Below are 25959 nucleotides of genomic sequence, written 5' to 3' on the forward strand. Positions count from 1 at the left end.
CGGCGGTCGGGAAGAGCGCCGCGTGCATCATATATGGGGCCGCCCCGCACCCGTCCAAGCCGTCATGAAAGCGGCCACGAATGGCCATGAAAGCGGCGATGCAAGCACGCGCATGACATGTCAGTATTCAGCTTCGGTCGACACAGGTCAGGGGCCCGAGGGGGAATCCGGTGGCGGCCTTCATGCGAAGGACAATCATGCACGTCACGGAAATGCTTCCGCGCAAGCCTGGCGCCATGCGGCCGGCTTGGCGCCGGCTGGCCCTGCTTGCCGGCGCCGGCCTGTGCGCCATCGGCACCGGCCATGCCGCCAGCCTCGATCCGGCGGTGTTGCCGAAGATCCAGGCGGCCACGTTCGAGGTGGTGGCGGCCAAGCCGCTCAACGACCCGCGAACCTACGAGAAGCCGTTGCCGCTGGAGTTGCTGCCGTACCAGGAGCGCAACGACAAGTACTACTCGGTCGGCACCGCGTTCGCGCTGGACAACCACCGCTACGTGACGGCGGCGCACGTGCTGCAGGTCGGCATCGACAGCCTGTGGGGCGAGCCCGCGCTGCGCGACGCCGACGGTCACGTGTACGCAATCGACAAGATCGAAAAATACTCGCTGCAGCAGGATTTCGTGGTGTTCACGCTGGCCACGCAACCCGCGCACGCCGCCACGCTGGAGGTGAACACGAAGCCGGCGTTGAACGAGGTGGTCTACGCGGTGGGCAATGCGCTGGGCACTGGCGTGGTGATCCGCGACGGCCTGTACACCTCCGACACGCCGGAGGATCAGGACGGGCGCTGGAAGTGGATGCGCTTCTCGGCGGCCGCGTCGCCCGGCAACAGCGGCGGCCCGTTGCTGGACACCGACGGCAAGGTCATCGGCATCGTGCTGATGAAGTCGGCGAACGAGAACCTCAACTACGCGCTGCCGATCGGCAGGGTGCTGGACGCGCCGGACCACGTGGCCTCGATCGACCAGCGCGTGCCCTACCAGTTCGACGTGTTCGACACGATCCTCAGCAATACCTTCAAGACCGAATTCGCGTTGCCGCTGAGCTTCGCCGACTTCAGCGCCGCGTTCCAGCAGCGCTTCAACGCCTACGCCGACCGGCAACTGAAGGCCTTGCTGGCGAAGGAGCCGGACAAGCTGTTTCCGCACGGCGCCGGCTCCAACGCGATACTGCACAGCATGCCGTCGATGGGCAATTTTCCGGCGCTGATCACGCGCGACAACGACGGCACCTGGAGCCTGGCGCGGAAGACCGGCGACACCACCACGCTGCCAAACAACGGCTACGTGACCCCGGGTGTCGCCGGGCGGAACCTGCTGTTCCACCTGCGCAAGCCCGATGACGTGTCGTCCGCCCAGCTGTACGGCGATCCGGTGAAGATGATGGACATGCTGGCCAGGGTCGGCTTCATGACCCGCGACATCGGCCCGGAAAAGATCCGGATCACCTCGCTGGGCAAGCCGAGGAGCGACACCCTGTACACCGACGCCTGGCAGCGCCGCTGGCAGGTGCGCACATGGACGATGCCGACCGAGAACGCGCTGGTGATGACCTTCGCGCTGCCGGTGCCGGACGGCTACGTGGTGCTGATGCGGTTCGCCCAGGCCAGCCAGGAGCACGACTACCTGATCAACCTGCAGGCGCTCACCGACTTCTTCTTCGTCAGCTATGACGGCACGCTGGCGCAGTGGCAGGGCTTCCTGAAGAACACCGCCCTGCTGCCGGCGGCGTTCAAGGACATCCGCATCGACATCGACTACGGCCATCGCTTTGCCTACACCTCGAAACGGCTGCGCTATGCCTACACGCCGGCGCTGCAGAAGATCGAGCCCGACAGCATGCTCACGCTCGGCTTCAGCTACTTCACCGACCGCGGCAAGGTGGTGTGGGACGTGGCCGACGTGTGGCAGGCGGCCAGCGCGCACGACAAGGACTGGAGCAATTTCGCGCGCGTGGTGGCGCCGTCCGACGACCTCAACGACAACTTCAAGAGCAACTGGAACAAGATCGTGAACCGTCAGCGCCCGTTCGACGGCGCGCCGCGCAGCGAGAACGACGTGATGAAGATCAGCAGCGTCATTGCCGGTGCGGACGAGGCGAAGCCGACGGTGCTGTACACCGTCTACCACTACGCCGAAGGGGCGCACTCCCCGGCCGAGATGAAGGCCAGGCTTGGCCTGCTGCTGAAGGACGCGCACGTCAGCGAGCACTGAGGCCGCCGGGTCAGCGGGGGTGCTGTAGCAGCCGGAGCTTTCGCGCCGGCTGCGCTTGTATGACAATGCTGCGACGCCGCAGGGGCGAACCGGCCCGAGTCACGGCGCACCATTGCCTTCCACCCGGGGAATTCTCATGCCTGTTGCTCGTCCGTCGCGTTCCACCGTGCTTGCCTTGTCCATCGCCTTTGCCCTGGGCCTGCCGGCTTCCGCCACGCTGGCCCAGGAGGCCGTGGCGCCGACCAAGCCGCAGCCCACCAAGACCACCGAACTGCAGACGGTGAACGTCACCGCATCGAAGCGGGTGGAGAACATGCAGAAGGTGCCGATGGCGCTGACCGTGCTGACGCCGGACAAGCTGGAGGCGTTCGGCCAGTCCGGCGACACCGTGCTGCAACTGGCCTCGCGCGCACCCAGCGTGTATGCCGAGACGTCGTATGGCCGCGAGTTCCCGCGCTTCTACATCCGCGGTCTGGGCAACAGCGATTTCGACCTCAACGCCTCGCAGCCGGTGTCGATGGTGTACGACGACATCGTGCAGGAGAACCCGATCCTGAAAGGCTTCCCGCTGTTCGACCTGGCTCAGGTCGAGGTGTTGCGCGGCCCCCAGGGCACGCTGTTCGGGCGCAACTCGCCGGCCGGCGTGATCAAGTTCGAGTCGGTGCGTCCGAGTCAGGAGACCAGTGGCTACGCCCGCGTCTCCTACGGCTCGCTCGGTACCGCCAACGCCGAAGCGGCACTGGGCGGCGCGCTGGGCGGGCACTGGTCCGGTCGCGTCTCGGCGCTGGCGCAGCATCGTGACGGCTGGATCGACAACACCTTCACCGGTCAGAAGAACGTGCTGGGCGGCTACAACGACCGCGCCGTGCGACTGCAGGCGCTGTACGAGAACGACGGCTTCAGCGCGCTGATCAGCGGCCACGCGCGCTGGCTGGATGGCAGCGCGATGGTCAACCGCGCCAATGCGATCGAACTGGGTGGCCCCAGCTTCGTGCCCGGCTTTGAGCGCGACAAGGTTTCGCAGGACGGCCGCAACAAGCAGCACCTGTTCAGCTGGGGCAGCAACCTGCACCTGGCGTGGAACCTGGGCGACTACACCTTCACCTCGATCACCGGGCTGGAGCGCGCCACCACCTACAGCCTCGGCGACGTCGACGGCGGCTACGGTGCGAGTTTCCACCCGCCGATGGGCCCGGGCTTCATCCCGTTCCCGTCCGAGACCGCCGACGCGTTGCCGCACGATCGCCAGATCACCCAGGAATTCCGCCTCGCCAGCAATGGGCAAGACAAGCTCAACTGGCAGGTCGGCACCTACTGGTTCGACGAAGACATCGCGATCAGCAACTTCGACTACGCCACCTTCAACAACCACGCGCTGGACGGCTACGCCAGCCAGACCCAGCGCACCAAGGCGTGGGCGGTGTTCGGTTCGACCAACTACCAGTTGACCGACGACTTCGAGCTGCGCGCCGGCGCGCGCTGGTCGCACGACTCGCGCGACTTCCAGGTGACGCGCTACCTGTCGCCGTTCGGCGCGGGTCCGTTGCATTTGACGGCCCAGCCGCACGACGCACGCTGGAGCGGCGACCTCACCGGCACCTGGACGCTCAGCCCGAACGTCAACGTGTACGCACGCATCGCCAACGGCTTCCGCGCGCCCAGCGTGCAGGGCCGCGTGCTGTTCGCCGACTTCATCTCGCAGGCCAAGCCCGAGACGATCACCAGCTACGAGATGGGCGTGAAGACCACCGGCATGGACAACCACGTGCGCTTCAATGCGGACGTCTATACGTTCAACATGCACAACCAGCAACTCACCGCGGTGGGCGGCGACATCAACGTGACGCGCCTGCTGAATGCCAGCAAGACCCAGGGCTACGGTGCCGAATTCGACCTGGAGGCCTACCTCACGCCGAACTTCGTGCTCACCGCCGGCGGCAGCTACAACCACACCGAACTGAAGGACCCGAACCTGGCGGTGGCCGTGTGCGGTTCCGGCTGCACCATCCTCGACCCGCTCAGCGCCAACGGCAACGCACTGGTCTATGGCAACACCCTGCCGAACGCGCCGAAGTGGATCGGCACGCTCACCGCGCGCTACGGCATCCCGTACGGCGACGGCGGCGAGTTCTTCGTCTACACCGACTGGAACTACCGCAGCGAGGTGAACTTCTTCCTGTACGACTCGGCCGAGTTCAAGGGCAAGCCGCTGCTGGAAGGCGGTGTGCGGCTCGGCTACAACTGGGATTACGGCCGCCGCGAGGTCGCCCTGTACGGCCGCAACGTCACCAACAAGCAGGCGATCACCGGCGCGATCGACTTCAACAACCGCACCGCGTTCGTCAACGATCCACGCATCATCGGCGTGGAATTCCGCGCCGAGCTGTAAGGGTGCCGACGCCTCACCGTGTCATCGCCTGGCGCGGTGAGGCAGAATCGTCTCTTTGCCCGCAAGCGAGCGCGACGTGGATCACCCTGGCCAGCCTGCCGACACCCACCTGACCTTGACGATGGCCGACGGCCAGTCGCTGTTCCTGCGCGACTGGCCGCTGCCGCAAGCGCGCGGCGCGGTGCTGATCGTGCATGGACTGGGCGAACACAGCGGTCGCTACCAGCGCCTGGCGGCGTGGTTCAACCAGCGCGGTTACGCCGTGCGTGGCTACGACCAGCGTGGCCATGGCAGGACCCCGGGGCGCCGCGGCGGCCTGCGTCACGGCGACGACCTGCTGGAAGACCTCGCCACCGTCTACCACGACTACGCCAACGGCCTGCCGCATCCACCGCTGCTGCTCGGCCACAGCCTGGGCGGCCTGGTCGCCGTGCGCAGCGTGCTGGATGGCCGCGTCGCGCCACCGGCCTTGCTGTTGTCGTCGCCGGCGCTGCGCAGCTGGGAATCGCCGCGGATGATCCGCCTGGCGCGGATGCTCAGCCGCATCGCGCCGAACCTGCCGCTGCGCAGCGGGCTGGATTTCGACAAGCTCTCGCACGACCGCCAGGTGGTCGCCGACTATCGCAGCGATCCCCTGCGGCACGGCTGGATCACGCCGCGGCTGGCCGACTTCATCTTTCGCGACGGCGCCGCGTGCATCGCCGACGCCGCCAGCCTGGCGCTGCCGACCCTGCTGCTGGTGGCCGACAGCGACGAGTTGGTCGATCCCTCCGGCAGCCGCGCGTTTGCCCGCAAGGCCGCCGCGACGGGCCAGCTGACCACACGCTTCTTCTCGACGCTGTATCACGAGCTGTTCAACGAAGCCGAGCCGGGGCGCAGCCAGGTGCTGATGCAACTGGCCGACTGGCTGGGTCGGCAGACGCTGTCCGCGCAGCATTGACGGCGAGCAAGCCGCGTCGTCCGCCTGCGCGCCCGCTCCGCGCCTCCAAGTCGCCATGAATTCCGGCGATACTCCCACGCAGACCTACAGGGAGAAGGTTTCATGTCGCGTCGATCGTACGAGTGCTTTTCGCGCCGGGTCCTGTCGCGCGTCCTGATCAGCTTGCTGTTCGGCCTGCTGCTGGCGGCCTGCCACCGCGGCCCCGACAACGGCAAGCCGGCCCTGCAGGGCGCGCCGGCCGGCAGCGCTTCCGCGCCGGCGCCGGCGAAAACGGAGTTCGCGCTGGTCTCGGCCAGCTCGCAAACCGCCGACTCGCGCACCGCGCTGGTGCTGCGTTTCAACGCCACGCTGGCCTCGGCGCAATCGTTCGACACGCAGATCGCGGTGACCGGCCCGAACGGCGAGGTGGTCAGCGGCAGCTGGAGCCTCGACAACGACGGCAAGACGCTGCGCTTCCCGTTCGTGCAGGCGAACACCCGCTACGCGGTGCAGCTGAAGGCCGACCTGCTCGCCGCCGACGGCCGCACCCTCGGCCACGAGGTGAAGCACGACGTGTACTCCGGCAACCTGCCGGCGGCGGTCGGCTTCGCCTCGCACGGCAGCGTGCTGCCGGCGCGCGGCACCCGCGGCCTGCCGCTGGTGTCGATGAACGTGCACGACGCCGACGTGGAGTTCTTCCGTGTGCGCGAGGACGCGTTGTCGGACCTGTTCTGCGCCTATCCGCGCAACGGTCACCGCGACACTTACGAGCTCGACCATGACGTCGCCTACTACAACAACTGCGGCCAGGGCGACGAGCGGCGCAGCCGGGTGCCGATCACCCAGCTTGCCGACTCGGTCTACGCCAACCACTACACGCTGGGCGGCGAGCCGAACGAGCGCACCGTGACCTACCTGCCGGTGCAGAACATCAAGGAGCTGGCGCAGCCGGGCGTGTACATGGCGGTGGTCAAGGCCGGCGGCACGTTCAAGGACGGCTACGACACCGCCACGTTCTTCGTCAGCGACCTCGGCCTGCACCTGCGTGTGTATCGCGACAACGTGCTGCTGCACGTCGCCTCGCTGCGCGACGGTACGCCGGTGAATGCGGTGAATATCGAGATCCGCGACGCGGCCGGGCGCAGCAAGCTCAAGGCCACCACCGGCGCCGACGGCAATGCGCTGCTCGCGTACAAGATCAAGGCCTCCGACGTGCTGGTCGCGCGGCACGGCAAGGACGTCTCGGTGCTGCCGTTCAACCGGCCGGCGCTGGACGTGTCCAACTTCGACATCAGCGGCCGCAAGCAGGCACCGTTCGAGGTGTACGCCTGGTCCGGCCGCGACCTGTACCGCCCCGGCGAGACACTGCGCGCTTCGGCGTTGCTGCGCGACGACGACGGCAAGCCGATGAAGGCACAGTCGCTGTTCGTGCGGGTGAAGCAGCCGGACGGCCGCACCCTGGTGGAAAAGCGGCTGGAGCCGCAGCAGCTGAACTACTTCGAGCTGAGCCAGGCGATCCCCGCCGACGCGCCGACCGGGCTGTGGCAGCTGGAATTCCGCCTCGATCCGGCCAGCAAGGAGACCGTGCAGGCATTCCCGTTCCACGTCGAGGAGTTCCTGCCCGAGCGGCTAAAGGTCGAGCTGTCCAGCCCGCAATCGCGGCTGGCGCCGGGCGAGCCGTTGAAGCTGAAGGTTGCCTCCAGCTACCTGTACGGCGCGCCGGCCGACGGCAACCGCTTCACCGCGAAACTGCTGGTGGCGCCGGACGTGCATCCGGTTACGACGATGAAGGACACCTTCTTCGGCAATCCGCTGGTCGAGCTGCCGAAGAGTGCCGACGACGTAGTCGATGCCAAGCTCGATGCGCAAGGCGTGCTGGAGCAGGACGTGGCACTGCCCGACGACGTCAAACCGGTCGCGCCGCTGGCGGTGACCCTGTCCGGCAGCGTGTACGAAAGCGGCGGCCGCGCGGTGACCCGCCTGCTCAAGCGCACCTACTGGCCGGCCGACGCGCTGGTCGGCGTGCGCCCGCTGTTCGATCCGAAGCAGGGCGCCGAGAGCGAAGCGCCGGCCGGTTTCGAGATCGTGCGCGCGAATGCGGACGGCCAACTGGTCGCCGGTGCGCATCTGAAGGTGCGCCTGCAGCGCGAACTGCGCGATTTCTACTGGCTGTACGAGCGCGATGGCGGCTGGCAGTCCAATGCGAACCAGCGTCTGCAGCTGATCGACGAAAAAGACATCGACGTGGCCGCCGGCAAGTCGGCGAAGGTCGAGTTCCCGGTGCAGTGGGGCAGCTACCGGGTCGAGGTGTACGACCCGCAAACGAAACTCACCACGGTGTTCCCGTTCTTCGCCGGCTACAGCTGGGATGACGAGAATCTCGGCAAGGAAGCGCGCCCGGACAAGGTCAAGCTGCAGCTGGACAAGGCGCGCTACCGCGCCGGCGACACCATGAAGGTCACGGTGACGCCCCCGCAGCCCGGCCCCGGCGTGTTGCTGGTGGAATCGGATCATCTGCTCTACACGAAGAACATCGACGCGAAAGCGGGTGCCACCTTCGAGATCCCGGTCACCAAGGAGTGGGAACGCCACGACGTCTACGTGACCGCGCTGGTGTTCCGCGGCGGCGAAGCGGCCGAGCACACCACGCCGGCGCGCGCGATGGGTGTCGAGTACGTGGCGATGGACCGCAACGACCGGCGCCTCCCGCTCAAGCTCGACGCACCCGCACTGATGCGCCCGGGCAACCCGCTCGCGGTCAGCGTGCAGGCCACTGGTCTGGCCGGACAGCAGGGCTTCGTCACGCTGTCCGCGGTCGACCAGGGTGTGCTCAACATCACCAATTACCCGGTGCCCGACGCGTGGGCGTGGCTGTTCGCCAAACGTGCCTTGAGCGTGGATGCGTACGACCTGTACAGCCGCATCATCGAGGCGATGGACGGCGCCGAGGCGAAGCTGCGCTATGGCGGCGACATGAGCGGCGCGGCGCTGCCCAAGGCCACCCGGCTCAACCCGAAGGTGCAGATCGTCGACTTGTTCACCGGCCCGGTGGCGTTCGACGCACAGGGCAGGGCCACGTTGCACGTCGACGTACCCGACTTCAACGGCAGCCTGCGCCTGGCCGCGCTGGCCTATACCGACAGCCGCTACGGCAACGCCGATGGCGCGGTCACCGTGCGCGCGCCGCTGGTGGTCGAGCCGAGCACGCCGCGGGTGATGGCGGCCGGTGACAAGGCGATGATCAGCCTCGACTTGAAGAATCTGTCCGGCAAGGACGGCACGGCCAAGGTCAGCGTCAAGGGCGGCGGCCTGATCACGGTGGACAAGGCCACGCAGAGCGTACCGTTGAAGGATGGCGCCGGCACTACCTTGCACATGCCGGTGACGGCGCAGGCGGGCGCGGCGGTGGCGACGGTGGACATCCACGCCGAACTCAACGATTACCGCGTGGATCGCCACTTCGAATTCGCGGTGCGCCCGGCCTGGCCGGAAACGGTGAGCACCACGCCGCAGGCGCTGGAGGCGGGCAAGCCCGAACGCTTCGGCGCCGCCGCGATCGCCGGCCTGTTGCCGGCCACGGTGAACGCGCGGATCACCCTGAGCACCTTGCCGCCGCTGCCGTACGCGGCCGCGCTGCGCGACATGCTGCGCTACCCGTATGGCTGCATCGAGCAGACCACCAGCAAGGGCTACGCCGCGCTGATTATGGACGGCCAGACGGCCAAGGCGCTGGGCGCGCAGGTGATGAGCGACGCCGTGCGCAAGGCCGCGGTGGATGGCGCGCTGTCGCGGATCGCCTCGTTCCAGGCCAGCAACGGCCACTTCAGCTTCTGGGGCGGCAGCAGTCCGATCGTCACCTTCACCACGCCGTACGTGGTCGACTTCATGCTGGATGCGCGCGACGAGGGTTTCGCGGTGCCGCAGGACGTGCTGCAGAAATCGCTGCAGCGGCTCAACGACGACCTGCTCGCCGGCGGCCATCCGTACTACGAGTACGAGCAGCACGACCACCTGCGTATCGCCGACGAGGCGTACTCCGGCTTCGTGCTGGCCCGCGTCAACCGTGCGCCGCTGGGTACGCTGCGTGCGATCTTCGACAACGAACGGCAGAAGCTGGTCGCCCCGCTGCCGCTGGTGCATCTGGGCATCGCGCTGAAGCTGATGGGCGACACCGAGCGCGCGCAGAAAGCCGTCGACGAGGCGTTCGCGTGGAGCAAGGAACGCCCGTGGTACGTCGGCGACTACGGCTCGGACCTGCGCGACCTGGCGCTGATGGTGGCGCTCACCCACACCTACGGTATGAGCAAGCCCGCCTACGACGCGAAGCTGGTCGACTGGGCGCGCAACGCCAGCGCGAACGTGCGTCAGCGGCAGCAGGAGTTCGCCGACTACCGCTGGTCGTGGTCGTACCTGAGCACGCAGGAGCAAGCGGCGATCGCCCGCGTGGCACGCGCGTTCGACGCGAAGAGCAACGCCCCGCTGGCCGCCACGCTCACGGTGAACGGCAAGATCGAGGCTGCACCAGATCAGCACGTGTGGAGCCGCGCGCTCAGCGTGGCCGAACTCAACGCCGGCGTCAGCGTGCAGCCGACCAGCGACGCGGCGATCTTCGCCACGCTCGACGTCGCCGGCATTCCGCAGCAGGCCCCGCCGGCCGACGCCAGCCAGATCGACGTGCGGCGCAGCTACTTCACCACCGACGGCAAGCCGTGGAGCGGCAGCCAGTTGAAGGAAGGCGACACGCTGATCGTCGAACTGAGCATCGAGGCACGCATGAATATCCCCGATGCGCTGGTCACCGATCTGCTGCCGGGCGGGCTGGAAGTGGAGAACCTCAACCTCGGTGGCGCGCAGTCGTGGTCCGGCGTGGTGATCGACGGCATCGAGCTGGACCAGCACGCCTCGGCGGCGCAGATCGTGCACGAGGAGTACCGCGACGACCGCTACGCCGCCGCACTCAACCTCAGCCGCGGCGACCAGGCCCGCGTGTTCTACCTGGTGCGTGCGGTGACGCCGGGCACGTACACCGTGCCGCCGCCGCTGGTGGAGGACATGTACCGCCCGGCCGTGCGCGGCATCGGCAAGGTCGAGCCGGCGAAGATCACCGTGGTCGAACCGTAAGAGCTCGCTCCGGGGGTGATGCTCCCGGGTGGTTCTTGGACCAGAAAGGCTGGTTGGAGTCGCGGCATGCCCTTCGACTTCGGCCTGCGGCCTACGCTCAGGGCGAACGGTGTGGAGGACCGTTCACCCTGAGCGTAGCTCGCGTCAGCGAGCGAAGTCGAAGAGCCCCACAATGACCAACGCCAACCCATCCCACCGACCATCCCGTCTCAAGCGCGGGCTACGTGACCTCACGCTTGCCCTCGCCGGCGCCCTGCTCGTCGCGTTCGCCCTCGACCGCCTGTTCCCGCTCCACCTGCCCGCACCCGACACCGGCAGTACGGTGGTGCTGGCGCGCGACGGCACGCCGCTGCGTGCGTTTGCCGACAGCGATGGCGTGTGGCGCTACCCGACCACGGCGAAACAGGTGTCGCCGCTGTACCTGAAGGCGCTGCTGACTTACGAGGACCGCCAGTTCTACCGCCACCGCGGCGTCAATCCCTACGCCTTGCTGCGCGGTCTCGCCGGTGGGCTGCGCCATGGCCGCATCGTCTCGGGCGGCTCCACGTTGACCATGCAGGTGGCGCGAATCATCCAGCCGATTCCGCACAGCTTCCGCGGCAAGCTGGTGCAGATCTTCCGCGCGCTGCAGCTGGAAGTGCACCTGAGCAAGGCGCAGATCCTCGACTTGTACCTCAACCACGCGCCGTTCGGTGGTCCGATCGAGGGCGTCGAGGCGGCCTCCTGGGCGTACCTGGGCAAGCCGGCGACGCGGCTGTCGCATGCCGAGGCGGCGCTGCTCGCGGTACTGCCGCAATCGCCCAGCCGGCTGCGGCCGGACCGTCATCCCGAGGCGGCGCGCGCCGCGCGCGACAAGGTGCTCAAGCGCATGCGCGACCTCGGCGTGTGGAGCGCGGCGGAAGTGCGCGATGCGGCGATCGAACCGGTGGTCGCACGCTCGCTGCGCGCGCCGCTGTCCGCGGCCTTGCTGGCCGAACGCCTGCACCGGCAGCAGCCACAGGCGCGACGCATCATCAGTACCATCGACGCGAACCTGCAGCGCGCTGCCGAGGACCGGGTCAGCGCGTACCTGTCGCGCCTGCCGGCACACACGTCGGCGGCGCTGCTGGTGGTCGACAACGCGACGCTGGAGGCGCGCATCTACGTCGGCACCAGCGACTTCGCCGATCCGCAGCGGCACGGCTACATCGACATGGTGAACGCGCCGCGCTCACCCGGCTCGACGCTGAAGCCGTTGCTGTATGGGTTGGCGCTGGACGACGGCCTGATCCACTCGCAGAGCCTGCTGGTCGACGCGCCGCAGGATTTCGGCGGCTACAAGCCGGGCAATTTCGACGAGGCGTTCTCGGGGCCGGTCAGCGCGGCCGAGGCGCTGCAGCGCTCGCTCAACGTGCCGGCGGTGGATGTGCTGGATCGGGTCGGGCCGAACCGTTTCGTGGCGCGGCTGGCCAATGGCGGCGTCGACCTCGGCCTGCCCGCGGGTGCGCAACCGAACCTGTCGATCATCCTCGGCGGCGCGTCCACCCGACTGGAGAACCTGGTCGGCGCGTACACCGCGTTCGCCAACGGCGGCCTCGCCGGTACGCCGCGCTACACCACGGAACAACCCGCGCGGCCACGCCGGCTGTTGTCGCCCGGCGCGGCGTGGATCATCCGCGACATCCTCGCCAGCAACCCGGCCGATGTCGAGGGCGGCCCGTTGTCCGGCGCGATCAACCGGCACGCCACGGTGGCGTGGAAGACCGGCACCAGCTACGGCTACCGCGACGCCTGGTCGATCGGCGTCACCGACCGCTGGACCGTCGGCGTGTGGATCGGCCGTCCGGACGGCACGCCGTCGCCCGGCCAGTACGGCGCGGTGACCGCGCTGCCGCTGCTGTTCCAGATCGTCGACATGCTGCCCGCGCGCGGCGGCCACGCGCGAGCGCAGCCGGCCAGCGTGAAGTCGGTCGAAATCTGCTGGCCGCCCGGCGGCGCGGTCGCCGCCACCGATCCCGCGCTGTGTCGCCAGCGCCGCACGGCCTGGGTGCTCGACGACGCGCTGCCGCCCACGTTTGCCGAACGCGACCTCGGCGCGTGGTCGTCCGGCCTGCTTACCTTGCGCGTGAATGCCAAAGGCCAGCGTCTGAGCGGTGCCTGTCACGCCCGCCACGAGCACACCATCCAGCTGGCGCGCTGGCCCGCGCTGGCCACGCCATGGCTGAGCGTGGACGACCGCACCCGCTCCGCGCTGCCGCCGCTCGCGCCCGGCTGTGCCGCCGACTCGCTCGACCGCGCCACGCCGATCCGCATCGCCGGCCTGGGCAACGGTGTCACCCTGCGGCGGGCACCGAACAGCGAGCAGCCGCTGCGCGTCACGCTGCACGCGCTGGGTACGCAAACCACCGTGCAATGGCTGCTCAACGGCCGCCTGCAAGGCAGCAGCGACGCCGATGCCGCGATCGCGATCAGCCTGCCGCAGGCCGGCGACCACCGGATCACCGCGCTGGCCCGCGACGGCGCCTTCGCCACCCTCGCGCTGCGCGTGGTGGGGCCGTGATGCCGCTGCCCTGCTCTTAAGAAGGAACTAAGCGGCAGCTTCCAGAATGGCGGCATGCACGATGCCAGCCGCCAGCGACACCTCCCCGCGACGAGATCCGGCCTGCGCATGACCTGCGCCGTCGCCGTCACGCTGGTCGTGTCCGCCTGCGCCAGCTACGCACCGTTGCCGCTGGGCCGGGGCGAGGGCGCGGCCGGCGTGGCGCAACTCGTCGCGCCCACCGCCGATATGCCGCCGTCACTGGCAACGCATCGCTTCGATCCCGCCGACGGGTTGGATGTGACCGAGACGGCGATGCTGGCAGTGGCGAACAGCCCGGCGTTGAAGCTCAAGCGCGACGAACTCGGCGTGGCGCGCGCGCAAGCCTTCGCGGCCGGGCTGCTGCCCGACCCGCAGCTGAGCGTCGGCGAGGATTTTCCGCAGCACTCCGGCGGTGGCCTGACCACGGCGTTCAACCTCGGCATCAGCGAAGACATCGGTGCGCTGCTGACCCGTTCGTCGCGCCGCGCGGCGGCGCGCAGCCAGGCCGGGCAGGTGAATCTCGACCTGCTGTGGGCGGAGTGGCAGACCGTGGCGCAGGCGCGATTGCTGTTCGACCAGGTGCTGAACCTGCGCGCGCAACAGGCCCGCCTGGCCAGCGAGCAGGCGGCGCTGGAGCAGGTCACGCCCTATGTGCAGGCGGCGCTGGCCGCCGGCAACCTCACCTACGACAGCGCCAGCGCCGGCCTCAATGCCGCCGCGGACGTGCGCAAACAGCAGGCCGACAATGCGGTCGCCCTGCACCAGGCCGACAGCGATCTGCATATGCTGCTCGGGCTGGCGCCGACCGCACCGCTGGAGCTGGTCGGCGCGCCGTATCGGGTCGCGCCCACTGCGGCGCAGTTGCAGCAGGCACTGGCCGAGCTGCCGCGCCGGCGCCCCGATCTGCTGGCGCTGCAGGCAGGCTATCAATCGCAGGAAGCCAAGCTGCGCGGCGCGGTGCGGGCGCAGTTTCCCGCGTTGAACATCGGCTTCAACAGCGCGCGCGACACCAGCGCCATCTACACCCACGGTTTCAGCGTCGGCCTCACGCTGCCGCTGTTCGACCGCAACCGCGGCAACATCGCGATCGAGCGGGCGACCCGGCAGCAGTTGAAGGACGACTACGCGTCACGCGTGCTGAGCACGCGCAGCGACATGCAGCGGCTTGCCGCCGATCTCGCCACACTGGATCGGCAACGCGAGGCCTTGACCGTCCACGCAAGGCAGCTGGCCGATGCCCGCCGCGCGGCCGAACAGGCGTGGCGGCAAGGCCTGCTGGACTGGCCGACCTGGCTGGCGATCCGCAGCCGGTCGCTGGCCGCCGACCTCGACCTGCTCGCCGTGCAACAGCAGCAGGCCACCCAGTCGATCGCGCTGGAAGCGCTGCTGGGCAACACCGATGTCGACATCGCCACCCATCCCGTTTCCACGCAGGCGCCCACGCCATGAACCGATCGCTGCTCTTGCCGCTGTTGTGCCTGCTGCTGGCCGCGTGCAGCCACGGCGCCGCCGATGACGAAGAATCGGCCGCGGCCAAGGGCCAGGTGGCGGTGACCACCGCCACGCCGGTACAGCGGACCTTCCACGACACCGTCGAGGCGTGGGGTAGCGCGGCGGGCGATCCGCAGCACGCGCGTGCGATCAGCCTCGCGCATGGCGGCCAGGTCGTGGCGCTGGATGTGGCGGCTGGGCAGAGCGTGCAGCGCGGACAGCCGCTGCTGACGATCGCCCCCGATCCGGCCGCGCGCAGCGCGTACCAGCAAGCGCAGAGCGCGCTGGAACTGGCTCGCGGCGAACTCCAACGCACCGAACAGCTGGCGACGCAACGGCTGGCCACGCAGTCGCAATTGGCGACCGCGCGCAAGGCGTTGGCCGACGCGCAGGCCGCGCTGGATGCACAGCGCGCGCTCGGCGGCGGCAGCGCGCAGGAAACCGTCGGCGCGCCGGCCGATGGCGTGGTCAACGCACTCAGCGTGGGCCTGGGCGAACGCTTCGCCGCGAACGCACCGCTGCTGAGTTTCACCCCGGCGCACGCGCTGGTCGCACAGCTCGGCGTGCAGCCGGAAGACGGTGCGAAGCTGCATGCCGGCATGCCGGTGCAATTGCGCAGCGTGTATGGCGACCAGGCCGGATTCGTGGGCACGTTGCGCATGATCGGCCAGTCGATCGACCCGCAGACCCATCTGCTCGGCGCGCAAGTCGAACTGCCGGCCGAAGCCAGCGCCGCCCTGGTGGCCGGCGCGGCGCTGGACGCGCAGATCCGCATCGCCGACGTCACCGCTTGGGCGGTGCCGCGTGCGGCCGTACTGCATGACGGGCACGGCGACTACCTGTTCCGGATCGAGCACGGCCATGCCAAACGCGTCGACGTGACGCTGCGCAGCCCGGTCGGCGATCCCGTCGGCGTGCAGGGTCCGCTCGATGCGCAGACGCCGGTGATCGTGCTCGGCGTCTACGAACTCGAGGATGGCGACGCGGTGCGGGAGTCCGCCAAATGAGTATTACCGCATGGATGCAGCGGCATCGCCGTTCGCTGTTGTTTCTCGCCCTGATGCTGACGATCGGCGGCATCGCCAGCGCGCTGTGGATGCCGGTGGCGTTGTTCCCGAACGTGGCGTTCCCGCGCGTGCAGGTCACCCTGGATGCGGGCGACCGCCTGGCCGACCAGATGGCGATCGAGGTGACCACGCCGGTGGAGGAGGCGATCCGTCGCGTGCGTGGCGTGCGCGACGTGCGTTCCACCACCAGCCGCGGCACGGCCGATATCGCGGTGACGTTCGACTGGGGCGCAGACATGGCCGGGGCGCTGCAGGAGGTCAACGCGGCGGCGGGGCAGATCCTGCCGCAGCTGCCTGCCGGCACCCAGCTCAGCACCCGGCGGATGGACCCGACCACGTTCCCGGTGCTGGCCTACAGCCTGCGTTCGCACACGCAGTCGCCGGGTGCCTTGCACGACCTGGCCGAGTACCAGCTGCGTCCGCTGCTGAGCGGCATCAGCGGTGTCGCCCGGGTCCAGGTGCAGGGCGGCGAGGTGGCCGAGTTCCACGCCGATGTCGACCCCGGCAAGCTGCGCGCGTTGAACCTGAGCCTGAGCGACGTCGCCGGCGCGGTCAGCCATGCGGCGACGATTCAGGCGATGGGCCGCGTTTCCGACCACTACAAGCTGTATCTGCTGCTGGCCAACAACCAGCCGACCACGGTCGCGGCGCTGCGCGACATCGTGGTGCGTGCCGGCCCCGCTGGCGTGGTGCGTCTGGGCGACGTGGCGGCGGTCAGTCTCGACCATGTGCCGCAGTGGATCCGCGTCAATGCGGATGGCCAGAACGCCGTGCTGCTGCAGGTCTACCAGCAGCCCGACGGCAACAGCGTGCAGATCGCCAACGAGGTGAGGCAGCGGCTGGCCGACTACGCACCGCAGATGCCGGCCGGCGTGCAGATCGCCAACTGGTACGACCAGACCCAGCTGGTGACCGGCGCGGCCGCCAGCGTGCGCGACGCGATCCTGATCGGCATCGTGCTGGCCGGGCTGGTGCTGTTCGTGTTCCTGCGCAATATGCGGGTGATCCTGGTCGCGATGATCGTGGTGCCGGCGGTGCTGGCGATCACCGTGCTGCTGCTGTCCGTGCTCGGCATGAGCTTCAACATGATGACGCTCGGTGGCATGGCGGCGGCGGTCGGCCTGATCATCGACGACGTGATCGTGATGCTCGAGCACATCATGCGCCGGCTCAACCAGGGCGAAGGCGAAGTGCACGAGCGCATCGCCGGCGCAGCGTGGGAGTTCACCCGGCCGCTGACCGGCTCCAGCGCCGCCACCGTGGTGATCTTCCTGCCGCTGGCGTTCCTGACCGGTGTCACCGGCGCGTTCTTCAAGGCGCTGTCGCTGACCATGGCCAGTGCGCTGATCATTTCCTATCTGCTGACCTGGATCGCGGTGCCGCTGCTGGCCGAGCGCTTCCTGGACAAGCGTCATCTGGTCGAACACCCGCAAAGTCGTTTTACCAAGGGCATGATGGAGCGCTACCAGAGCGTGCTGCGGCGCTGGCTGAAGCGGCCGTTGCTGGTGTTGCTGCTGGTCGTGCCGTTGCTGTTGCTGGGCGGCGTGGCCTATACGCAGGTCGGCACCGGCTTCATGCCGAAAATGGACGAGGGCGGCTTTATCCTCGATTACCTGTCCAAGCCCGGTACCTCGCTGGAGGAAACCGACCGCCTGCTGCGGCAGGTCGAGACGATCGTTCGTGCCAACCCCTATGTCGACACCTACTCGCGGCGTACCGGCCTGCAACTGGGCGGCGGCCTCACCGAGGCGAATCAGGGCGACTTTTTCATACGCCTGAAAAACGGCTCGCGCCCCTCGACCGAAGAGGTGATGACGCAGGTGCGCACCGAAGTCGAGCAGAAAGTGCCGGGGCTGGACATCGAGTTGTCGCAGTTGATGGAGGATCTGATCGGCGATCTGGTGGCGGTGCCGCAGCCGATCGAGATCCAGCTGTACAGCGATGATCCGGTGGAGTTGAACACCGCCGCCAGCAAGGTCGCCGACGCGATCAGCAAGATCACCGGCGTGGTCGGCGTGCGCAACGGCATCAATCCCGCCGGCGATGCGCTGACCGTGAAGGTCGATCCGGCCAGGGCTGCGCTGGAAGGGCTCGATCCGACCAGCGTCACCGATCAGGTGACGGCGGCGATCGACGGCACCGTGGCCACCCAATTGCCGGCGAGCGGCAAGGTCGTCGGCGTGCGCGTGCGTCTGCCGGAGAATTCGCATCAGCGGTTGGAGCAGGTCGCTGCGTTGCCGATACGCGCGGCCGACGGCCACCTGCTGCCGCTGTCGCGGGTAGCCACGTTGCGAGAGGTGCAGGGCCAGCCGGAAATCACCCGCGACAATCTCAAGCGGATGGTCGCGGTGATCGGCCTGATCAGCGGGCGCAGCCTCGGCTCCACCATCGTCGACGTCAAGAAAGTACTGGCCCAGCCGGGCTTGCTGCCGAAAGGCATGTTCGTCCAGCTCGGTGGCCTGTACCAGCAACAGCAGCAGGCGTTCCGCGGGCTGACCATCGTGATGCTGGCGGCGATCGCACTGGTGTTCACCCTGCTGCTGTTCCTGTACGAGAGTTTCCGCGTGGCGCTGGTGATCCTGGCGATGCCGCTGCTGGCGATCCCGGCGGTGTTCACCGGGCTGTGGCTGACCGGGATCGAGCTCAACATCTCGGCGATGATGGGCATGACGATGATCGTCGGCATCGTCACCGAAGTGGCGATCTTCTATTTCTCCGAACTGGAGGAGGCTGCGGCCGAAGCGCCGTTGCACGAGGCGCTGCACGAAGCCGGCAAGCACCGCACGCGGCCGATCCTGATGTCCACGCTGGCGGCGATCCTCACCTTGCTGCCGCTGGCGCTGGCGCTCGGCCAGGGCTCGCAGATGCAGCAGCCGCTGGCGGTAGCGATCATCTCCGGCCTGCTGGTGCAGGTGCCGTTGGTCTTGCTGGTGATGCCGGTGCTGTACGCGCTGCTGCGCCGCCGCGACGCCGGCAAGGCGGCAGGTTAGGGAGGGCCGGGGCAGGTCCTTCGACAGGCTCAGGACGAACGGTTGTCGCGTTGATCCGTCCGTGGAGTCTCATCCCGCTGTTCCGTCCGTGGCGCGGCGTCTCCTTGATTCCGTTCGTGGAGCGGCGTTTTCCTGATTCCGCTCGTGGTGAGCTTGTCGAACCATGATCGGAATCCACCTGCGCACACCTCTCCTAAGGCACGCATAAGCCAGCACTCGCATGCTGGCCTGCCATCTCTTTATGCCAAGGGTGCCGACCATGCCACGACTGATTCGCAAGCTGCTGCCCGCTGCGTTGCTGGCGCTGGCCACGATCCCGCTGGCATGCGCGGCGGCCGCGCCACCGCCCGCCCGGTTGCTGTCGCGACTGGCGCTGGGCGGGCCGGGCGGTTGGGACTATCTGGCGTTCGATGCGCCCAGCCGCCACCTGTTCGTCAGTCGCGGTGACCGCGTGCTGGTGATCGACGTCGATGCCGGCAAGCAGATCGGCACGATCGCCGGCACCGCAGGCGTGCACGGTATTGCGCTGGCCGACGACCTGCATCGCGGTTTCGTCAGCGACGGCAAGATCGCCGCGGTGACCGTGTTCGACCTGGCTTCGCTGAAGACGGTGGCGACGATCACCGGCACCGGCCAGAATCCCGATGCGATCCTGTACGACAGCGCCTCGCACCACGTGCTCACCTTCAACGGCAAGAGCGCCAGCGCCAGCGTGATCGACCCGGCGAAGAACGCGGTGATCGGCAGCATCGCGCTGCCCGGCAAGCCGGAGTTCGCGGTGGCCGATGGCGCCGGCCATGTCTACGTGAACATCGAGGACAAGTCTGAGCTGGTCCAGCTCGATTCGCTCCACGACAAGGTGCTGCAGACCTGGCCGCTGGCGCCGTGCGAATCGCCGAGCGGGCTGGCGATCGACAACCCGCACCATCGGCTGTTCGCCGTGTGCGACAACCGCACGATGACCGTGCTCGATGCGCTCGACGGCCACCACGTGGCCAACGTGCCGATCGGTGATGGTCCGGATGGCGTGGTGTTCGATCCGGCCGAGGCGATGATCTACAGCGCCAATGGCGAGAGCGGCACGCTCACCGCGGTGCATGAGGACGATCCGGATCACTACCGCGTGACGGCGACCATTCCCACCCAGCTCAGCGCGCGCACGCTCACGTTCGATCCGAAGCTGCACCGGCTGTACCTCTCCGCGGCGCGGCTGGGCGCCACCCGGCAGGCCAACGGCCGCCGCACGATCGAGCCGGACAGCTTCGGCGTCCTCACCGTCGGGCGGCCTTGAGCAGATATCAGGGCCGCAGCGGAATCGCCACGCGCACGCGCAGGCCGCTGCCGTAAGGCGAGTCGAGCAGTTCGATCGTGGCGTCGTGCAGCTGCGCCGCGCGCTGCACGATCGACAGGCCCAGGCCGTAGCCGTCGCCACGGCTGCCGGCTTCGCGATGGAAGCGGGCAAACACGCTGGCACGGCGTTCGGCCGGAATGCCCGGGCCATCGTCGATGACGTCGATCAGCGCGGCGCGCTCGCCCTGTTCGATCGACAGTTGCACCTGGCCGCCGGCCGGAACGTGACGCAGTGCGTTCTCGAGCAGGTTGCGCAGCAGGGCCGCGAGGGCGGCCTCGTAACCCTGCACGGACGCTTGCGGTGTCAGCCGCGCAAAGCTCAGCTCCACGCCGCTGTCGGCGATCACTGGCGACAGCTCCTCGATCACGCCCATCGCCACCGCCACCAGGTCGACGCGGCTGCGCTGGCTCGACGCCGCACCCGCTTCCAGCCGGGCCAGCGCCAGCAACTGTTCGATCCGGCGCGCCAGCCCGGCGATGCCGTGCTGGGCGCTGCCCAGGCCGGTCTTCAGTTCGGCCGGGTCGGTGGTGGTCATCGCGCTTTCGAGATTGATCATGGCGCTGGCCAGCGGCGTGCGCAGTTCGTGCGCCACGTCGGCGCTGAAGCGACGCTCGCGTTCCAGCGCATCCTCCAGTCGCGCCAGCTGGCCGTTCAGTGCGGCCAGTACCGGCTGCAACTCCAGCGGCGCATCGGGCAGTTGCACCGGTTCATGGCTGCCCGGTTTGCGCGCCGAAAGGGCACGGGTCAGCGCTTCGAGCGGGCGCAGGCCGCGCCGTACCGCCCAGCCCACCAGCAGGGCGAGCAGGGGCAGGCCGATCAGTAGCGGCAGGCTGTGCTCCAGCCACACCGCGTGCATGATGTCGTGGCGACTGTCGTAACGTTCGCCGGTGCGGATCACCACGCCATCGGCCATGTCGCGCAGGGTGAAGATGCGCCAGCGGTAGCCGCTCTGCTGCATATCCTGGAAGTCCGCATCGCCGGTGGTCGGCGGCGGCAGGGCGGCGAGATTCGCGGTGGCCAGCAACGTGTGCCCGGCACCGTCGAATACCTGGAAGCCGACTTCGGACTCGTAGGTGTTCCGCTGCCGCTTCGGCGGGTGGCTGCGGCCGGCTTCGATCGGCACCAGCGTGTCCACGTCGTCGCGTCCCTGCAGTGCCTGCATGTCGGCATGCTTGATCAGCACCTGCAGCGTCCGCGCCGACTGCGCCAGTCGGCCGTCGGACAGCTCGTCCACCTCGGTGATGGTGCGCTGGAAGCTGAGCACGCCCAGCGGCAGCAGCACCGCCAGCAGCACGAGGATGATCAGCAGGCGCAATCTGCCATGCAGGCTCGACAACCTCATTGGGGCTCCCGCGGAATCATGTAGCCGAAGCCGCGCACGGTCTGGATGGTGTCGTAGCTCAACTTGCGGCGCAGCGTATGCACCAGCACTTCCAGCGCGCTGGAGCCGACCATGTTGTCGAGGCCGTACAGCGAGTTTTCCAGGTTCTCGCGACGCACCAGCCGGCCGGCGCGTTCCATCAGGATCTGCAGCAGGGCGAATTCGCGTTTGGTCAGCTCGACCCGCTCGCCGCGGAAGCTCACCTCGGACGTGCCCAGGTCGAGGCTCAACGCGCCCGCATCGATGCGGTTGGCGGCCAGGCCCTGCGCGCGCCGGGTCAGCGAGCGGATGCGCGCGCCCAGTTCCTCCAGGTGAAAGGGTTTGACCAGGTAATCGTCGGCACCGGCGTCGAGGCCGCGCACGCGGTCGTCCAGCGCATCGCGTGCGGTCATCACCAGCACCGGGGTCTTGACGTGCAGGCGGCGCGCCTCGACCAGCACGTCGAGCCCATCCTTGCCGGGCAGGCCGAGGTCGAGCAGGACCAGGTCGGCGGTCTGGTCGCGCAGCGCGAGCAGCGCCTCGCGGCCGTCGCGCAGCCAGCTGACGGTATAGGCGAGGCGTTCCAGCGCGCGCTGGATCGCCGCGCCGAGCTGGGGATCGTCCTCGACCAGGATGATGTGCACGGACAGGCTCCTTCGATCGCGGGAATCACGCAGGCAGCGACTCGTGGAGAGATTATCCGGTCATCCGCTTACGAAGTGCTTAAGTCTGGTGGCGGCTCTAGAAGCGGAAGCGCACGAACAGCGACGGGCCATCGAGTTTCATGTCGAGGTTGGCGTCGTAGTTGTGCTTGCGCTGGTGCAGCACGACGCGGCTGTAGCCATACTCGGCGCCGAGGCCGACGTTCTGCCACGGAAACCACTCGACGCCGAGCGCGGCATTGACGACGTGTCCGTTCAGCCGGCCGCCGTTCTTCTTCACGCCCGCGGCGTCGACATACATGCGCCATTGCTCGTTGAACGCATGCCGCCAGCCCAGCTGGAGCATCGGTGCCCAGGCACCGTCGCTGGTGCTGGAGGACGCTTGCCCGACCGGCGTGCCGTTGACGCTGGCCTCGCCGCTGATGCCGGCATGCACGCGATAGTAGGCACCACCCAGGCCCAGCCCGAACACGTCGTTGCCCCGCCCGAACCACCAACGGTAGGCGGCGCTGCCGAAGTCGAAGTTCAGCTTGCCGCGTACCGTCGCCATGGCGCTGTAGTCGTTGCCGGCGTAGCTGATGTCGCGGCTCAGGCTCTTGCTGCGGGTGCGATTGACACTGTAGTAATCCAGCGAGAAACCCTGGCTGTCGCCGATCAGGAAATCCAGCCGCGCGCGCGACACGCCCTTGCGCTTGCTGAAGCCCAGGTCTCTCTCCAGGTTGAAGTCGCCGCTGTACTGGCCGCTCCTGTCGCCGGCGTCGAGGCGGGTGTCGGCATGCGCGTCATAGCCGCCCAGCCAGATGCTGACGCGATCCAGCGCGGGCGACGGCTGGGCAAGACTGCTGCCGCTGGCCAGCGCGAAGAAAACGAAGACAGTGATACGGCCGAGGCGGCGCCGCCGGCGGGGCACTGGAAGAGTCATCAGAATTTCTCCGGATGGTCGGAACGAAGGCATGCGCGGAAACATGCGAGCTGCTGCCGTCCTGGGGATTCCGAGGCACATGTTACGCAATGCAGTCGTGCAAGCACCGTGCACGGTCGCTCTCGCGCTGCGCATTTGCCGACCGGTCGGGCCGGCCTATAGAATCGAACGAAGCGGCGTGAGGCCATTCGGGCGATCGCAATGATTGCCCGCGCCAGGGTACGCACAGGCGTTTCATCCGCCAAAGTGTGCGAACGCTCATGCCGTGCCGGGGTGTCTGCCCCGGTTGCCGGAGATACCGACAACCTTTCGACCGAGCGCAGTGACTGATGCCTGACAACGCCCTGCCAAGCGCCATCATCTGCCTTCCGTTCGTGGCCAGCGTCGTGGTGTTCCTGCTGCGTGGCCGTGGCCGCAGCCACAATCTGGCGGCGTGGCTGATGACCGCCACGGCGTTGCTCGGCCTGCTGCTGTCCCTCTGGCTGTACCCGGCGATTGCCGCCGGCAAGGTGCTGCGCCAGGTGATCCCGTGGGTGCCTGGACTGGGGCTGGACCTGGTGTTCCGGGTGGACGGCTTCAGCTGGCTGTTCATGCTGCTGATCTGCGGCATCGGCACGCTGGTGGGCCTGTACGCCCGCTACTACATGTCGCCGGACGATCCGTTGGCGCGCTTCTTCGCGCTGCTGCTGGCGTTCATGGGTTCGATGCTTGGCATCGTGATGTCCGGCAACGTGATCCAGCTGGTGTTCTTCTGGGAAATGACCAGCCTGTTCTCGTTCCTGCTGATCGGCTACTGGCACCGCGGAACGTCGGCGCGCGACGGCGCGCGGATGGCGTTGATCGTCACCTCCGGCGGCGGCTTGTGCCTGTTCGCCGGCGTGCTGCTGCTGGGGCATGTGGCGGGCAGCTACGATCTCGACGTGATCCTTGCCGCGGGCGATACGGTGCGCGCGCATGCGCTGTACACGCCGACGCTGCTGCTGATCCTGCTCGGCGCGTTCACCAAGAGCGCGCAGTTCCCGTTCCACTTCTGGCTGCCGCAGGCGATGTCGGCGCCGACGCCGGTATCGGCTTACCTGCACTCGGCCACGATGGTGAAGGCCGGCGTGTTCCTGCTGGTGCGCTTCTGGCCGGTGCTGGCCGGCACCGATCAATGGTTCTGGATCGTCGGCGGGGTGGGCCTGGTGACGCTGATCCTGGGCGCGTACTCGGCGATGTTCGAGCAGGACCTGAAAGGCGTGTTGGCTTACTCGACGATCAGCCACCTCGGCCTGATCACCATGCTGGTCGGCCTGGGCAGCGCGCTCGGCGTGGTCGCCGCGATCTTCCACATCGTCAACCACGCCACCTTCAAGGCCTCGCTGTTCATGGCCGCCGGCGCGGTCGACCACGAGGCGGGCACGCGCGACCTGCGTAAGCTTGGCGGGCTGCGCCGCTTCATGCCGGTCACCGCGACGCTGGCGCTGATCGCCGGCGCGGCGATGGCCGGCGTGCCGCTGCTGAACGGTTTCCTGTCGAAGGAGATGTTCTTCGCCGAGACCCTGGCCGCCCGCCAAGGCCCCTTGCTCAACGTGATTTCGGTGGTGACCGCGGTGGCCGCCAGCGCGTTCGGCGTGACCTATTCGATCCGCTTCGTGCGTGGCGTGTTCTTCGGCCGCGTGCCCGCTTCCTTGCCGCGGGAACCGCACGAACCGCCGCTGTGGATGCGTTTCCCGATCGGCTTCCTGGCGCTGGCCTGTCTGCTGGTGGGCATGCTGCCGGCGCAGGTGATCGGCCCGTCGCTGCGCGCGGCGGCAAGCTCGGTGCTGGGCGCCGACCACTTGCCGGCTTACAGCCTGGCGGTATGGCATGGGGTGACCACGCCGCTGCTGATGAGCATCTTCGCGTTCGTGGCGGGTTGCCTGCTGTATGCGCGCCTGCGCGGCTATTTTGCCGGGCGCGAGGTGGCGCCGCTGACCGGGCGGCTCAGCGGCAAGCGCATCTTCGAGCGCGCACTGGCCGTGTTCGCCGCGGATATCCCGCAGCGGATCGAGCGCCGCTACCCGAGCCGCCGGCTGCAGTCGCAACTGCTGCTGATCGTGCTGCTGGCGCTGCTGGCCGGCGGCCTGGCCGCGACCAGCGCGCCGTTCGGCTTCCGTCCGCGATGGTCCAGCGTCGATCCGGCGTTCGCGCTGCTGTGGCTGCTCGGCGCGGCCTGCGCGATCGGTGCGGCGAGCCAGGCCAAGTTCCACCGTCTCGCCGCGCTGGTGCTCACCGGCGGCGCGGGGCTGGTTTCCTGCGCCAGCTTCGTGTGGCTGTCGGCGCCGGACCTGGCGGCAACCCAGCTGCTGGTGGAAGTGGTCACCACGATCCTGATCCTGCTTGGCATGCGCTGGTTGCCCAAGCGCATCGAGGGGCTGGCGGTGGAAAGCCGCAAGCATCGCTTCCGCCGCCGCCGCGACGTGCTGATCGCGATCGTGGTGGGCCTGGGCGTGGCCAGCCTGGCCTATGCGGCGATGATGCATCCGGTGGCCGACTCGATCTCGCGCTTCTTCCTCGAACGCGCCTATACCGAGGGCGGCGGCCACAACGTGGTCAACGTCATCCTGGTCGATTTCCGCGGCTTCGATACCCTGGGCGAGATCAGCGTGCTGGCGATCGTGGCGCTGACCGTGTTCGGCCTGCTGCGCCGGTTCCGGCCGGCCGCCGAGAGCATCAACGTGCCGCTGCAGCAGCGCCAGCAGAATGCGCAGGACGCCGCCGCGCCCAGCCGCGCCGTGGATCACTCGCTGACCGACTACCTGATGATTCCCGGCCTGATCATCCAGCTGATGTTTCCGGTGATCCTGCTGTTCGGGCTGCACCTGTTCCTGCGCGGGCATGACCTGCCGGGCGGCGGTTTCGTCGCCGGCATCACCGTGGCGGTGGCGCTGAT

13 protein-coding genes are annotated in these 25959 nt (G+C 68.4%); 10 read left to right on the top strand and 3 right to left on the bottom strand.

Going from position 1 to position 25959, the window contains the following annotated elements; all coding sequences use genetic code 11:
• Nucleotides 1–197 precede the first annotated feature (197 nt).
• From ABD024_RS01280 to ABD024_RS01320, 9 genes are all read left to right on the top strand, one after another.
• Nucleotides 198–2213 (top strand): S1 family peptidase, encoded by a 2016-nt coding sequence (locus tag ABD024_RS01280; protein ID WP_343848880.1) that lies wholly within the window; start codon nucleotides 198–200, stop codon nucleotides 2211–2213.
• 136 nt (nucleotides 2214–2349) lie between these two features.
• Complete coding sequence (locus ABD024_RS01285; protein WP_343848881.1) at nucleotides 2350–4602, top strand: TonB-dependent receptor domain-containing protein; 2253 nt, start codon at nucleotides 2350–2352, stop codon at nucleotides 4600–4602.
• Between the two features lie 121 nt (nucleotides 4603–4723).
• Nucleotides 4724–5542 (top strand): alpha/beta hydrolase, encoded by an 819-nt coding sequence (locus ABD024_RS01290; RefSeq protein ID WP_343854401.1) that lies wholly within the window; start codon nucleotides 4724–4726, stop codon nucleotides 5540–5542.
• 102 nt (nucleotides 5543–5644) lie between these two features.
• Nucleotides 5645–10642 (top strand): alpha-2-macroglobulin family protein, encoded by a 4998-nt coding sequence (locus tag ABD024_RS01295; RefSeq protein WP_343848882.1) that lies wholly within the window; start codon nucleotides 5645–5647, stop codon nucleotides 10640–10642.
• A gap of 172 nt (nucleotides 10643–10814) precedes the next feature.
• The gene (gene pbpC, locus ABD024_RS01300) at nucleotides 10815–13181 is read left to right on the top strand and encodes a penicillin-binding protein 1C (protein WP_343848883.1); all 2367 of its coding nucleotides are present in this window, start codon (nucleotides 10815–10817) and stop codon (nucleotides 13179–13181) included.
• Between the two features lie 54 nt (nucleotides 13182–13235).
• Nucleotides 13236–14651 carry a TolC family protein gene (locus tag ABD024_RS01305; protein WP_343848884.1) on the top strand — a complete coding sequence of 472 codons (1416 nt, stop codon included), beginning with the start codon at nucleotides 13236–13238 and terminating at the stop codon, nucleotides 14649–14651.
• Nucleotides 14648–15700: an efflux RND transporter periplasmic adaptor subunit gene (locus tag ABD024_RS01310; RefSeq protein ID WP_343848885.1), complete on the top strand. Its 1053-nt coding sequence runs from the start codon at nucleotides 14648–14650 to the stop codon at nucleotides 15698–15700. Before ABD024_RS01305 ends, ABD024_RS01310 begins: the two co-directional genes overlap by 4 nt.
• On the top strand, nucleotides 15697–18750 hold the full coding sequence (locus ABD024_RS01315) for an efflux RND transporter permease subunit (protein WP_343848886.1): 3054 nt from the start codon (nucleotides 15697–15699) through the stop codon (nucleotides 18748–18750). The genes ABD024_RS01310 and ABD024_RS01315 overlap by 4 nt, the downstream gene beginning before the upstream one ends.
• Before the next feature lie 259 nt (nucleotides 18751–19009).
• On the top strand, nucleotides 19010–20041 hold the full coding sequence (locus tag ABD024_RS01320; protein ID WP_343848887.1) for a YncE family protein: 1032 nt from the start codon (nucleotides 19010–19012) through the stop codon (nucleotides 20039–20041).
• 7 nt (nucleotides 20042–20048) lie between these two features.
• Here the strand turns inward: ABD024_RS01320 and ABD024_RS01325 are convergent, their stop codons facing one another.
• From ABD024_RS01325 to ABD024_RS01335, 3 genes are all read right to left on the bottom strand, one after another.
• Nucleotides 20049–21443, bottom strand: a complete 1395-nt coding sequence (locus ABD024_RS01325; RefSeq protein ID WP_343848888.1) for a sensor histidine kinase — start codon at nucleotides 21441–21443, stop codon at nucleotides 20049–20051.
• Nucleotides 21440–22105 carry a response regulator gene (locus ABD024_RS01330; protein ID WP_343848889.1) on the bottom strand — a complete coding sequence of 222 codons (666 nt, stop codon included), beginning with the start codon at nucleotides 22103–22105 and terminating at the stop codon, nucleotides 21440–21442. The genes ABD024_RS01325 and ABD024_RS01330 overlap by 4 nt, the downstream gene beginning before the upstream one ends.
• Before the next feature lie 97 nt (nucleotides 22106–22202).
• The gene (locus ABD024_RS01335; protein WP_343848890.1) at nucleotides 22203–23045 is read right to left on the bottom strand and encodes a hypothetical protein; all 843 of its coding nucleotides are present in this window, start codon (nucleotides 23043–23045) and stop codon (nucleotides 22203–22205) included.
• A gap of 329 nt (nucleotides 23046–23374) precedes the next feature.
• Between ABD024_RS01335 and ABD024_RS01340 the strand changes: the two genes are divergently transcribed.
• Nucleotides 23375–25959 (top strand): monovalent cation/H+ antiporter subunit A (locus tag ABD024_RS01340; RefSeq protein WP_343848891.1); only part of this gene is annotated, 2585 nt, incomplete at its 3' end.

It is taken from the genome of Rhodanobacter soli, assembly GCF_039523495.1.
Classification (GTDB): Bacteria; Pseudomonadota; Gammaproteobacteria; order Xanthomonadales; family Rhodanobacteraceae; genus Rhodanobacter; species Rhodanobacter soli.

What these genes read in the sequence shown, in the direction of transcription:
- ABD024_RS01295 (WP_343848882.1), top strand. Translation starts at nt 5,645, where the DNA reads ATGTCGCGTCGATCGTACGAGTGCTTTTCGCGCCGGGTCCTGTCGCGC.
- pbpC (WP_343848883.1), top strand. Translation starts at nt 10,815, where the DNA reads ATGACCAACGCCAACCCATCCCACCGACCATCCCGTCTCAAGCGCGGG.
- ABD024_RS01320 (WP_343848887.1), top strand. Translation starts at nt 19,010, where the DNA reads ATGCCACGACTGATTCGCAAGCTGCTGCCCGCTGCGTTGCTGGCGCTG.
- ABD024_RS01315 (WP_343848886.1), top strand. Translation starts at nt 15,697, where the DNA reads ATGAGTATTACCGCATGGATGCAGCGGCATCGCCGTTCGCTGTTGTTT.
- ABD024_RS01335 (WP_343848890.1), bottom strand. Translation starts at nt 23,045, where the DNA reads ATGACTCTTCCAGTGCCCCGCCGGCGGCGCCGCCTCGGCCGTATCACT.
- ABD024_RS01305 (WP_343848884.1), top strand. Translation starts at nt 13,236, where the DNA reads ATGCACGATGCCAGCCGCCAGCGACACCTCCCCGCGACGAGATCCGGC.
- ABD024_RS01285 (WP_343848881.1), top strand. Translation starts at nt 2,350, where the DNA reads ATGCCTGTTGCTCGTCCGTCGCGTTCCACCGTGCTTGCCTTGTCCATC.
- ABD024_RS01280 (WP_343848880.1), top strand. Translation starts at nt 198, where the DNA reads ATGCACGTCACGGAAATGCTTCCGCGCAAGCCTGGCGCCATGCGGCCG.
- ABD024_RS01290 (WP_343854401.1), top strand. Translation starts at nt 4,724, where the DNA reads ATGGCCGACGGCCAGTCGCTGTTCCTGCGCGACTGGCCGCTGCCGCAA.
- ABD024_RS01325 (WP_343848888.1), bottom strand. Translation starts at nt 21,443, where the DNA reads ATGAGGTTGTCGAGCCTGCATGGCAGATTGCGCCTGCTGATCATCCTC.
- ABD024_RS01310 (WP_343848885.1), top strand. Translation starts at nt 14,648, where the DNA reads ATGAACCGATCGCTGCTCTTGCCGCTGTTGTGCCTGCTGCTGGCCGCG.